General features: G+C 65.4%; 10 protein-coding genes and 1 pseudogene. 4 read left to right on the top strand and 7 right to left on the bottom strand.

Going from position 1 to position 12,179, the window contains the following annotated elements; genetic code table 11:
* Positions 1 to 14: 14 nt before the first annotated feature.
* Positions 15 to 485 carry a methyl-accepting chemotaxis protein gene (locus QZ656_RS15770; RefSeq protein WP_366522180.1) on the bottom strand — a complete coding sequence of 157 codons (471 nt, stop codon included), beginning with the start codon at positions 483 to 485 and terminating at the stop codon, positions 15 to 17.
* A 188-nt stretch (positions 486 to 673) separates the two neighbouring features.
* On the opposite strand from QZ656_RS15770, the gene QZ656_RS15765 reads away from it, so the two are divergent.
* Complete coding sequence (locus tag QZ656_RS15765; RefSeq protein WP_291994287.1) at positions 674 to 2,302, top strand: helix-turn-helix domain-containing protein; 1,629 nt, start codon at positions 674 to 676, stop codon at positions 2,300 to 2,302.
* Here QZ656_RS15765 and QZ656_RS15760 read toward each other — a convergent pair.
* Together QZ656_RS15760 and QZ656_RS15755 are read right to left on the bottom strand one after the other, a co-directional pair.
* On the bottom strand, positions 2,244 to 3,101 hold the full coding sequence (locus tag QZ656_RS15760) for a DUF4338 domain-containing protein (protein ID WP_291991652.1): 858 nt from the start codon (positions 3,099 to 3,101) through the stop codon (positions 2,244 to 2,246). The genes QZ656_RS15765 and QZ656_RS15760 overlap by 59 nt on opposite strands.
* A complete protein-coding gene (locus tag QZ656_RS15755; protein WP_291991653.1) occupies positions 3,098 to 4,810 on the bottom strand; it encodes an IS66 family transposase in 1,713 nt (570 codons plus the stop codon). The genes QZ656_RS15760 and QZ656_RS15755 overlap by 4 nt, the downstream gene beginning before the upstream one ends.
* Before the next feature lie 132 nt (positions 4,811 to 4,942).
* Between QZ656_RS15755 and QZ656_RS24165 the strand changes: the two genes are divergently transcribed.
* Positions 4,943 to 5,563: a putative transposase gene (locus QZ656_RS24165; protein ID WP_366522179.1), complete on the top strand. Its 621-nt coding sequence runs from the start codon at positions 4,943 to 4,945 to the stop codon at positions 5,561 to 5,563.
* A gap of 435 nt (positions 5,564 to 5,998) precedes the next feature.
* Here QZ656_RS24165 and QZ656_RS24160 read toward each other — a convergent pair.
* The 4 genes and pseudogenes from QZ656_RS24160 to QZ656_RS15735 form a co-directional block, all read right to left on the bottom strand.
* A pseudogene (locus tag QZ656_RS24160) lies at positions 5,999 to 6,145 on the bottom strand (HAMP domain-containing protein); the annotation flags it as partial.
* A gap of 57 nt (positions 6,146 to 6,202) precedes the next feature.
* Complete coding sequence (locus tag QZ656_RS15745; protein WP_291994285.1) at positions 6,203 to 7,153, bottom strand: nitrate- and nitrite sensing domain-containing protein; 951 nt, start codon at positions 7,151 to 7,153, stop codon at positions 6,203 to 6,205.
* A gap of 79 nt (positions 7,154 to 7,232) precedes the next feature.
* Entirely contained in the window at positions 7,233 to 7,919 is a 687-nt protein-coding gene (lolD, locus tag QZ656_RS15740) for a lipoprotein-releasing ABC transporter ATP-binding protein LolD (protein WP_291994284.1), read from the bottom strand.
* The gene (locus QZ656_RS15735; RefSeq protein WP_291994283.1) at positions 7,912 to 9,159 is read right to left on the bottom strand and encodes a lipoprotein-releasing ABC transporter permease subunit; all 1,248 of its coding nucleotides are present in this window, start codon (positions 9,157 to 9,159) and stop codon (positions 7,912 to 7,914) included. The genes lolD and QZ656_RS15735 overlap by 8 nt, the downstream gene beginning before the upstream one ends.
* Before the next feature lie 179 nt (positions 9,160 to 9,338).
* On the opposite strand from QZ656_RS15735, the gene QZ656_RS15730 reads away from it, so the two are divergent.
* Positions 9,339 to 10,412, top strand: coding sequence for a hypothetical protein (locus QZ656_RS15730; RefSeq protein ID WP_291994282.1), 1,074 nt, complete (start codon positions 9,339 to 9,341; stop codon positions 10,410 to 10,412).
* Positions 10,409 to 12,178 (top strand): single-stranded-DNA-specific exonuclease RecJ, encoded by a 1,770-nt coding sequence (recJ, locus tag QZ656_RS15725; protein WP_291994281.1) that lies wholly within the window; start codon positions 10,409 to 10,411, stop codon positions 12,176 to 12,178. Before QZ656_RS15730 ends, recJ begins: the two co-directional genes overlap by 4 nt.
* Position 12,179: the final 1 nt, after the last annotated feature.

Genomic DNA, 12,179 nt, shown 5'->3' with positions numbered 1-12,179 from the left:
GGCCGGCAGCCGCTTCAGCCGAGCTTGAAGCGGCGCACCTCGGCGTCCAGGCTTTCCGAAAGGCCTTCGAGTTGCGCCGCCGTTTCGGCCGTGCCGGCGACCGCCGTACAGTTCTCGTCGGCCATCCGCGCCACACGTTCGACGTTGCGTGCGATCTCGCTGCTGGCGACGCTCTGTTCGCTCAGGGCATTCGAGATGTGCGCGACGCTGCCTACCACCTGGCGCGCGTTGTCGCCGATCTCGGCCAGCGATTCGCCGGCTTGCGTGGCCAGCGCGACACCCGCCGCGACGCGACTGACACCGACCTTCATGCTCGCCACGGCGTCGCGCGAACCGCTCTGAATGGCCGCGATCATGCTCGATATTTCCTGCGTCGACCGCGTCGTGCGCTCGGCCAGCTTGCGCACTTCGTCGGCGACCACCGCGAAGCCACGCCCCGACTGGCCGGCACGCGCCGCCTCGATGGCCGCGTTCAAGGCCAGCAAGTTCAGATTTCCTGATCCCGGCCGGGAATGTAGGTAGAATTCCGGAATTGCACGTGGCACTTTATTTTGACGGCCATGATTTTCTTATGGCATAAACCAAGCTTCGCTAGGAGTGCAAGGAGGAGCAGACGTTGAGGCAATCGTGGCTTCCAGGGTTTCCGGATGGTGCGCAGAAAGTGGGAGAAGGGTTGGCGATTCTGGAGAAGGATGGCCAAGCGATCTACTTTGTTGGGGGAGACAATTACTTCTCGCACCCCGTAGGAGACGACGCTGGCCGCAGGTTCGCTCTGACCAGCCTGATGGAGAACGGGCACGTCAAGGCGGTCGAACTGGAAAGGCCACCGCTGTGCATCCCGCACCGCACGCTGATGAACTGGGTGGGACAAAGCCGCAAAGCCGGGCCATCGTCTTTCTTTCGACCGGCGGCGGCGAGCCGGCCGCGGATCATGACGCCGGACAAGAGTGCCGAATGCGCGCGGCTGTTGAGCGAGGGAAAGCGTCCTGCCGAAGTGGCACGGCAGGTGGGCGTCCAAGAGTCGACGCTGCGCAAGGCGATCCGGCGCCAGGGCGTGCCGCAGTTGGCCGCCTTGCCGCAAGAGGCAGGGGAGTTGGAAGCGGCGAGCACCAAGAGTGAGCGCAGCCGGGCGGATGCGGAAGCCGCCGCGGGGATGGGCACCGCCTGCACGCGCGCCGACGAGCGGATCCAAACGGCGCTGGGATTGGCGACCGGTGCGACGACGCGCTTCGAAGCGAGCCACGATGTGGCGATGGGGGGGCTGTTGGCCGGCTTGCCGGCCTTGTGCGCGAACGGGCTACTGACCGGCCTGGATCGCCATCTCAAGCTGCCCCGGGGATTCTACAGCGCCTTGCACATCCTTCTCGTCCTCGGCTTCATGGCCCTGGGGCGAATCAAGCGGCCGGAACATCTGCGACAAACCTCGCCCGGAGAACTCGGCAAAGTCATCGGCCTGGACCGGGTACCGGAAGTCCGCACCCTGCGGGAAAAGGTCCATCTGCTGGCCAAGACGGGTGACCCGGCAGCCTGGATGCGGGATCTCGCGAAGCTCTGGATGGAAAGCGAGCCAGAAGAAGCGGGTTACCTGTATGTCGATGGTCATGTTCGGGTGTATCACGGCGAGCAGGCCAGGCTGTCGAAGCGCTACGTCTCGCGCGAACGCCTGTGCCTGCGGGGCACCACCGACTACTGGGTTAACGATGCCCTGGGTCGCCCGTTCTTTGTGGTTTCGCAGCCGCTCAATGACGGACTCGCCGAGACCCTGCTCAAGGACATCGTCCCCCAACTGCTGGAGATTGTCCCGGGACAGCCGACGCCGGCCGAACTGGACGCCGACCCGACCCTGCACCGGTTTGTCATGGTCTTCGATCGGGAAGGGGCCACCCAGAGTCTCCTCGGCAGACTCTGGAAACAGCGCATCGGCGCACTGACCTACCGCAAGAACGTCAAGGACCTCTGGTCCGAAGAGGTGTTTCAGGAACAGGAAGTCCATCTGCCGGCAGGCGGCAGCACCGGGATGAAACTCGCCATGCGCGAAACCCGACTCGGCACAGGCGATGGCAGCCTGGCCGTGAGCGAAGTTCGTCGGCTGACCCAGACGGGACATCAAACAGCCGTGATCACGACCGCCCGGCAACTCGGAAACACCACCATCGCTGGGCGGATGTTCGCCCGTTGGTGCCAGGAAAACTACGTAAGTATTCGGCCAACCCGTAGTGAGCCAGCGCCGTTGGCGAGGCCGGTTAGCGGCAGAGGATTGATCGGAAGGCTCTGTGAAGGGGATAGAGCCAGATATCCTTGATCGGGAGGATGGGCTTGCTGGTGGGGCACTTCTTGCCTCGGCCGGCGGTTTGGCCGACCTTGATCCAGTTGGCGGCCTGGTAGCAGGTGCCGCGATGGCGGGGGGTCTCGACGAAGGTTTCGAGCAGCACGGGGCGGTAACCGTAGCGCGCCAGCCAGTCCTTGGGCAGTTGCCGCTGCATGAGCGAGAGGATCTTGGAGGCCAGGCCCTTGCACTGGATCCAGGGCAGGATCAGAAAGCGGGCATTGTTCACCACCAGTTGCAGGTTCCTTTGTCGCTGCTCATCGTGCCAACCGATGAATTGCTCGCGCGCGGCGAGTTTCCAGGCGCTGGCGGCGAAGCTGAGCAAGGCGACGAGTGTCTCGCCGGCGAAGACGAAGTAGCGGCTCTGACTGCCGGCCATGGGCGTGTGGCCGAGATAGTGGTAACGAGCGATGTACTCGTTCCACAGACGCGAGTTCGCCGAACCGACGACCTGTCGCACCGAGAGAGGCGGCAGTTCATGCACCGGCTGAGTGAGCAAGGGTTGTGGATCGGTGGCGTGCGTGGGCCGATACTCGGGTTGGCGAGGAGCGGTCCGTCGTGCAGCCGGCAGGGTGAGCAGGCCGTCGGCTTGCATGCGCAGCATGGCCACCCGGCAGGTCATATCCTTCAGCTCACCATTGGGCTTGCGCCAGTCGAAGAGCTCGCACACCTGACGCGAGAGTTGTGCGCGGCTGGCGCCGGGAGGGGCCTCGATCAGGCCGCGGATCGTCTGCAGTTCGTCGGCGGTAAAGTGGCGCCCGCAATAAGGCTTCACGAGCTATCGATGGAAGGTGTCTGATTGACCGGGATGGCACGCATCTGGGCCAGACGATCGGTCGCCATCGCCCAGGGCAGAAAGGCGCTCAAGTCCGCTGGTGGCTGGTTGCCGTTGGCGGCGCAGGCTTCCAGATAAGCCGTCAGCCAGATGCGCGGGTTGATTTTCCACAAGCGCAGCGTCAGCAGCAGGCTGAACATCGTCGCGGCGAGAGCGCCGGACCAGTGACTACCCGACCCATAGAAGTTCTTGCGTGCGACCACCGGCGTACGCTGGGCGCGTTCGGCGGCATTATTGTCCATCGCCACCTCGGGGCGGTCGACAAACACGGTCAAGCCGGACCAATGCTTGTGCATGCTTCGCAGCACCTTGCTCGCCGGCATTTTGAGCGCCGGGTTTGCCAGTTCGCGTTCGCGCTGACTGGCCATCTGCACGATCGCCTGCCGCAAGAGGCGGTCGCGTTCGGCCCACTGTGCCGGGTCGTTACGGACTTCCAGGCGCCGTCCATTCAAGTGGTAGAGCTGAGCGATCTGCTCGACCCAGGCCAGTGCCCAGTCCGCGAGCTCCGGATGGGCGTTGGCCAGTTCCAGGAAATCACGCCGCTGATGTGCCCAGCAGAAAGCCAGAATGAAGTGGTCAAGGACTCGCGCGAGTTTCTTGTAGCCCGCGTAGCGATCACAGATGATGACGCCTCCGGCGCTACCGGAGAGCTCCCGGATCGGCACCGCCGCCGAGCGGCTCGGGTCGAGCACGAAGTGGATGACCGATGGGCCGTGGAACACCCAGAAATACCAGCGATGTCCGACCTTCCCTTCGGTCTCGGCAAAAACCCGCCAGCGAGTCTCGTCCGCGTGCCACTGTTTCTCGCGACGCAGTCGGCCAAGCAGTGCTTCTTCAAGCGGCTCGAACAGCGGCGCCAAGGCACGAAGTCCGCCGGCCACCGTTCCTGCCGAAAGCCTCAGTTGGTGGTCGGACCAGTCTCGTAGAAGCCGATGCGTCGGCTGACCGTACAAGAACTTCGACAGCAGCAAGTGCACCCAAATCGACACGCCGTACTTTCCACGCGGGATCAATCGTGCCGGCGGTGGCGCGGTCAGAATGCCGCGGGCGCCCGGGCACTGACAGGTCCGCCGGTAGCGCCGCCGGCAGATCTTCCGGCGGTAGGCTTTGACCTCGATCTCGAGAACTTCACTGTCTTCTGTGCCGGGAAAGTCGACGTAGCTCAGACCACAGTCCGGGCAATGCGGGCAGTCGATGTCGATGACCTCGATCTGCGTCGGCAAGTGGCTTTCCGGATTCCGCCCGTGACCCGTTGCTCCCGGTTGATGACCTCGACCCCGCGACGACTTCTGGTCTGCTGCCGGGTTCTTCTCGGCTCCCGAAGAGCGTTCTGACTTGCGACCAAACAGGCGTTTTTGCAGATCGCGGATCCGGCCCTGGGCCTGCTCGAGCTCGCTACGCAAGGCCGCCTCACGCGCCGCCGCTTGCTCCGCCGCACGCGCCATTTCCACCCGATGAGCGGCCTCCGATTCCGCCAAACGGACCAGCGCTTGCCGATGTTGGCTGCGCCAGAAGTTGGCCTCCCAACGGAGCTTGATTTCCTGCTCCTTGGTCAACGTCACCAACACCTCGGCGAACGGCGCCACTTGGCGGTGACTTGCCGCCGATCCTCCGCAGATAATGTCCGTAGCCGTGCCCATGCGCCGCATGGTGCCGGATTTCCGCTGCTGTGTCCAGTTCAGATCTCCGGGCTGCCCGCCAATCGCTGACGGAAGCTCGCCCACCAAAAAAACCGGGGCTACGGGTTCACCGAATACTTACAAAACTACTTCGCGTACATGATGGAACATTATGATATTGATGGGCTTATCGAGTACGGAGACGAATCTCTTCCCGGCACTCACCAGGTCGTTAACCCCCGCTGGCGGGAACTCGACAAGGCCGTCAGGCAAACCCGCCAGAGCGAAAGAAAACTGCAGGCCGCAATCGCCAGGACGGCCTTGAACGACGGCGGCGAAATCCAGAAAAACGCCGAGTCTGTCGAAGCACTGCAGGCCGTTCAGGAGGAGCTCAAGCGACTTTGCGCGGCGCGCAAGGCAAGCCCCCGAAAGGTGACGATCGACAGTCTGCCCGAGGCCGAGCGACCGACCCAACTGCCGCCGCTGAACAAGATGCTCTGCGATACCGTGAAAATGGTCGCCTACCGGGCCGAGACCGCCATGGTGGCGCTATTGCGCCGCCACTTGAAGAAGGAGGACGACGCACGTGCGCTCATTCGCGAATTGTTCGTTTCTTCCGCTGACATCGAACCGAACGCGCTAGCCAACACCCTGACCATCAAAATTCACCGGATGGCCAGCCCAGCTCATGATCGCGCTATCGCCGCGCTCCTCGAGGAACTCACCCTGCAAGATTTTCCGCATCCGGAAACCGGGGCAAGAATGACCTTCACTCTTGTCTGAAGTGCCAACCCGGTTTCCTCCGAGATCAGGAAATCTGAAGTTGGTTTGATCGGCGATTTCCTTGATGACGTTTACGATCGCCGAGATTTGTTCGGAGCGCCCGCCCAGCTCGCCGATGATCGACGCCGACTGGTTCACCACCTCGGCAATCCGCTCGATCTCCTGCACCACGTCGGCGACGGCGCTGCTGCCGCCGGCCGACAGCTCGCCGGCGCGATTGGCAATCCGGTTGGCGTCCCGGGCGTTGGCCGAGAGGTTTTCGATAGCCGCCGTCATTTCTTCGACGGCCGCGGCCATGGTCGACGCGGCGTCGCTTTGCTGGTCGCTGCTGCGGGTAATATCCACCGCCGACGCAGCCAGCTTCCTGGTCGCGCCGAGCACCTCGCCGGCGCTGCGCTGGACGTTCTCGAGCAGCGCGCGAAACGCGCCGGTCATTTCGTTCAGGCTATCACCGACCAGCTTCAGCTCGTCGCGGGTGCCGAGATCGACGAGCACGCTCAGATCGCCGGTGGCGATCGTCCGCGCATTGCCGGCCAGGCGATTGATGCTGCCGATCGTCGCGTAGTAAAAGCCGATCGACACATAAACGTAGATCACCAGGATCAGAACGACCAGCGCCGAGTCGATCTGCAGTTCACGCTACGCCGGCTCCAGGCGCCGCTGCAACAGCCCTTCGAGCGCCGGAAAGAGACTCTCGAACATTTCCTTGTAGCCCTTCTCGATGGTCGCCGTGGTCATCGCGAAGTACACCGCCGGCAGCGTATCGTAGCGTCCCGAGACGATATCCTCGCTGACCAGCGTGGTGAACTTCTCGGCCGCGGCGCCCATATCCGTGGCCGCCGCAGCAAGCGCCGCCTGCAGGTCGGGCGTGTAGCGCGAGGTTTTCTCGAGGCTGCGGCGCAGACTGGCGACCGCGACGTTCAGTCTCGCCAGCAGCGCCGTCAGCTCGACTTGTTGGGGCAGCGTCAGGGCTGCTTTGCGGCTCAACGCGCCAGTCCCCAGGGCCCGCAACTGCCCCATGCTATCGAGCGCCGACGGCAGCTCGGCGACGAGCGTGGCGATCAGATACGTCGAGTCGATGTCCGGGTCGTTGGTCAAGGCGTACTGATCGGCGATCGTCTCCTGCAGGTTCTGCAGCGCGCCGATCAGAAGCGTATGGCTGGCGAAGTTTTCGCTGACGACGAGAGCAAGGCCATCCTTCGCTATCGCCGCCCAGCGTTCGACGATCTTCGGCCACGACTCGCTCGCCGCCAGCGGCGGCGGCAGCGTCGCGACGACGGCGGCGAAAGCTACCGTGACTCGCTTCTCTCTGGCGGCACGCCGGTATTCCATACGCTGGTCGCCGTTGAGCACGCCCGACGACAGTCCGCGATGGACCTGCAGCTCATGGATCAGGCCGGCGATCGGCTTGATTGCTTCGATTCCCACCAGCTCCTGCTGCGAGCGGTAGATCACGCGGCTCAGACTCTGGTAGAGGTTCACCGCCAGGACGCTGATCGCCAGCAGCGCCAGGACGCCCATGATCGCGAACTTCGTGGTGTAGCCAAGACGGTTCAGCAGCGCAATGGCCGGGACAAACAGGCGTCGCATGATGACTCTCTCCAGATGGTGCCGCACTTCCGTAGACGGCGCCCGTCTTCGCAACTTGAGGCGCGCCGGTGAGAGAATCTCAGCCGCTGGACGACTGCAGGCGTCCGTCGGTCAGCGTCAGAATGCGTTCGGCACGGGCAGCGATCGCCGGGTCGTGTGTGACGACGACGAAACTCGTCTGCCGCGAGCGGTTGAGCTCGAGCATCAGCTCGAAGACGCCGGCGGCGGTCTGCCGATCGAGGTTGCCGGTTGGTTCGTCGGCCAGCACGCACGCCGGCTCGGTGACCAGCGCGCGGGCGATCGCCGCCCGCTGACGCTCGCCACCCGACAGCTCCGACGGCGTGTGCCGCAGGCGATGGCCGAGGCCGACTTCGCGCAGCACAGCCGCCGCGCGTGCTTGCGCTTCGGCTTTCGGCAGGCGCCGGATGATCAGCGGCATGGCGACGTTCTCCAGCGCTGTGAACTCGGCCAGCAGATGATGGAATTGATAGACGAAACCGAGGTGGCGATTGCGCAGACGGCCGCGTTGCGCGTCGCTGATGGTCTTCAGATCGTTGCCCATCAATTGCACCTGGCCACTGCTCGGCGCGTCGAGGCCGCCGAGCAGGTGCAGCAAGGTGCTCTTGCCCGAACCCGACGCGCCGACGATCGCCAGGCGCTCGCCGACCTGAACTTCGAGGTCGACGCCGAGCAGCACCGGCACGTCGCTGTCGCCCTGGCGATAGATCTTGCTCAGGCCCTGGCAGGCCAGTACGGGCTTACTCATAACGCAAGGCCGCCGCCGGATTGACGCGCGCCGCGCGCCAGCTCGGATAAATCGTCGCCACCAGCGCCAGCACAAAGGCAACGCCGACGATCGTCGTCACGTCGCTCCACTGCAGTTCCGAAGGCAGGTTGGAGATGTAATAGACCTCCTTGGCGAGGAACTGCGTGCCGAGCACTCGCTCGATGAACGGCACCACGACGTCGACGTTGAGCGCCAGCGCGACGCCGCCCGCGACACCGAGGCCGAGGCCGATGAAACCGATCAGTGCGCCCTGGACGATGAAGACCAGCATGATGCTCAGCGGGCTGGCGCCAAGCGTGCGCAGGATGGCGATGTCGGCCTGCTTGTCGGTAACCGCCATGACCAGCGTCGAGACAATGTTGAACGCCGCGACGGCGACAATCAGCGACAGGATAATGAACATCATGTTTTTCTCGATCTGCACGGCGCGGAAGAAATTGGCATGGCTGCGCGTCCAGTCGCTGATGTAGGCGTCGGTGCGCAGCGTGCTGGCCAGCGATCGCGCCACGCGCGGTGCGACGAACAGGTCGTCGAGTTTCAGGCGCACGCCGGAAACCCGGTCGTCCATGCGGTACAGGCGCTGCGCGTCGGCCAGATGAATCAGTGCCAGGCCGCTGTCGTATTCGTACATGCCGACCTCGAAGATGCCAACAACATTGAACGTCTTCAAGCGCGGAATCACCCCGGCCGGAGTGACGACGCCTTGCGGCGCGATCAGTGTCACCCGCTCGCCGACCAAAACGTCGAGCGCGCGCGCCAGTTCGCTGCCAAGGATGATGTTGAAGCTGTCCGGGCGCAGGTCGTCGAGCGTGCCGCTCTTCATGTGCGGACGAAAATCGGCAACGCGGTCTTCCTGATCGGGCAGGATGCCGCGGACCAGCGCGCCGCGGACCAGCTGCCCGTACGACAGCATCGCCTGCGCCTGCACGAAGGGTGCGGCGGCGAGCACGTGCTCGTGGCCGGCAGCCTGCTCGGCGACGACTTCCCAGCCGGCCATCTCGCCGTTGCCGCCGGTGATCTGGACGTGCGAGACGACGGCCAGAATCCGCGACCGCAGTTCGGTCTGGAAGCCGTTCATCACCGACAGCACGACGATCAGCGCCGCAACGCCGAGGGCAATGCCGAGCATCGAAATCAGCGAGATGAATGAGATGAAGTGATTGTGCTTCTTGGCGCGCGTATAGCGCAGGCCAATCAGCAACTCGTAAGGAAGGGCCATCAGCGGCGGGAGATCATCTCAGGGGGTGTGCGAAGCGCCGCAATGGTCAAGGCCGGCAAAGGCGCTATGCTACACTTTTCCGGCAAGCGCTGCCTTGCCGCCGCCAGTACGCGCGCCGGCCCCTCGCTTCAGGCATCCGCCATTCGACCTTCACTCAACCAGCCACTCGCCAAACCGCCATGCAGCTCACCCTTGTCGTCCCCGAACTGATCTGGCCGGAACCCGACGACCCCTATACGCTGAATGACCTGCCCTGCGCCGGTCTGAGCACGCTGATCGCGCGCAGCCGGCTAAGCCGACGGCCGCCGCAGTCGCTCGAAGCGACGCTCTGCGACGCCTTCGGCCTGAGCGAAGGCGCCGCTTACGCGCCTTTCCGCCTGCTCGGCGAAAGCGCCGCGCAGGCGCCGGCCGACGCCCGCTGGTTGTGCGCCGACCCGGTGCATCTGCGCCTTCACCAGGAGCGCTTGATTCTCGCCGACGGCGGCAGCCTGGCCATCGCGCTCGACGAGGCGCAGGCGATCGCCGGCGAGCTCAACCGCCAGTTCGCCGACGTCGGCACCTTCCACGTCGCCACTGCCGATCGCTGGTATCTGCAACTTGCCGCTGATTTCGACGTCGGCGACCTCAGCCACTTCGACGTCCTGCCGCTGTCGCTCGTCACCGGCCGCCGCGTCGGCAGGCAATTGCCGGAAACGCCGCAGGCTCGCGCGCTGCGCCAGTTGCTCAACGAGGTGCAGATGGTGCTGCACGGGCAAGCGGCCAACGAACAACGCGAAGAAAGCGGCCGGCCGACGATCAACAGCCTGTGGCTGTGGGGTGCCGGCGTCCTGCCGGCGGCGCGCGCCAGCGACTTCAGCAGCGTCTGGAGCGAGCAGCCGCTGGCGCGCGGCCTCGGCCGCGCCTTTGCCGTGCCGGTGCAAGCGCCGCCGGCCAGCGCTGCCGAATGGCTGGCGCTGCGGGCCGGCGCGCCGGCCGGCGGCCAGCAACTGCTGCTTCTCGACGCGCTGCAGGGAACGGTGCAGTACGAAGACGCCGACGCCTACCGCGCCGCCCTGCTGAGGCTCGAAGAACACTGGTTTGCGCCGCTGCAAAAAGCCCTCGCCGGCGGCAAGATCAAGCGCTTGCAGCTGCACGCGCCGACCGCCTACGCGACGCTCGCCTGGGACAGCGGCCGCGCCGAGCAGTGGCAACTGTGGCGACGGCCACGCTCGCTGGCGGCGACGGCGCAGGCGCTGGCCCGGGGAGAACCATGACGCGCATCTGCAGCCGCCCGGTCGCCCAGCGCGTCCAGTGGCAACTCGAACAACAGGGCCTGCACCCGCTGCTGGCGCGCATCTACGCCGCACGCGGCATCGTCCTGCGCAGCGAACTCGACTACGACTTCAAGTCGCTGCTGCCGCCCACCCGCCTGACCAACGCCGGCGACGCCGCGGTGCTGCTCGCCGACGCCATCGCCGAGCAGGCGAAGATTCTCATCGTCGCCGATTACGACTGCGACGGCGCAACCGCCTGCGCGGTTGGCATGCGCGCGCTGCGCGCCTTCGGCGCGCGCGTCGATTATCTGGTACCGAACCGCTTCACCTACGGCTACGGCCTGTCGCCGGACATCGTCGACCTGGCCGCACAGAGCAGCCCGCAGCTGCTTGTCACGGTCGACAACGGGATCGCCAGCGTCGACGGCGTCGCCCGCGCCAACGAACTCGGCATCGCCACGCTGATCACCGACCACCACCTGCCGGGCGACGAGTTGCCCGCCGCGGCGTGCATCGTCAACCCCAATCAGGCCGCCTGCGACTTTCCGAGCAAGCACCTCGCCGGCGTCGGCGTGATGTTCTACGTGATGCTCGCGCTGCGCGCCGAGTTACGCCGGCGCGAGTGGTTTTCGGCAGCGACCGGCCGCGCCGAACCGAAGCTCGCAGAGCTGCTCGACCTGGTCGCACTGGGCACCGTCGCCGACGTCGTCAAACTCGACCACAACAACCGCGTGCTGGTCAGCCAGGGCCTGCAAAGAATCCGTCAGGGCCGGCTGACGCCCGGCCTGCGCGCACTCTTCCGCGCCGCCGGACGCGACCCGGCGCAAGCGTCGAGCGTCGACCTCGGCTTCATGATCGGCCCGCGCCTCAACGCCGCCGGCCGCCTCGCCGACATGTCGCTGGGAATCGAGTGCCTGATTACCGACGACGCCGGACGGGCGATGAACATCGCCCAGGAGCTCGACGCGCTCAATCGCCAGCGCCGCGAAATCGAGGCCGGCATGCAGGAGCAGGCGCTGCTGCTGCTCGACAAGGCGGCCGCCGCGGCGACCAGCGACGCCGCTACCCCAGACGCGGCAAGCGGCGTCTCGCTGTTCGACGCCGACTGGCACCAGGGCGTCGTCGGCATCGTCGCCGCACGCATCAAGGAACGGCTGCACCGGCCGGTGTTCGCCTTCGCCCGCAGCGATGCCGACGGCGGTGATGGCGGCGAAATCAAGGGTTCGGGCCGCTCGGTGCCGGGTCTGCACCTGCGCGACGCGCTCGATCTGGTCGGCAAGCGTGCGCCCGGGCTGTTGCTGCGCTTCGGTGGGCACGCGATGGCCGCCGGGGTGACGATCATGGAATGCGAGCTGCCGCGTTTCCGCGAACTGTTCGCGCAGGTCGTAGACGAACTGCTGGCCACCGCCGACCGGACGCGAACGCTGGAAACCGACGGCAGCCTCGAATCGGGTTATTACTCGATCGCCACCGCCCGCCTGCTCGAAGCCGAAGTCTGGGGGCAGGGCTTTCCGGCACCTTTGTTCGAAGACGAGTTCGCCGTCGAGAGCCAGCGCATCCTCAAGGGCAAGCACCTCAAACTGCGCTTGCGCAAGGGCGCGCTAAGTCTGGACGCGATCCAGTTCAACTTTACCCAGGCGCCCGGCAACACCATCCGCGCCGCCTACCGGCTGGCGATCAACGACTACAACGGCGTCCAGACGCCGCAGTTGATGATCGAGCATCTCGAGAACCAGCCGGCGGCGGCGGCCCGCGGCCGAGCCTGAC

Origin of the sequence: Candidatus Accumulibacter sp. ACC003 (assembly GCF_907163085.1) — a bacterium.
Lineage (GTDB): Bacteria > Pseudomonadota > Gammaproteobacteria > Burkholderiales > Rhodocyclaceae > Accumulibacter.
The sequence above is the reverse complement of the archived record's forward strand: the minus strand, read 5'-3'. Positions and strand labels throughout refer to the sequence as shown.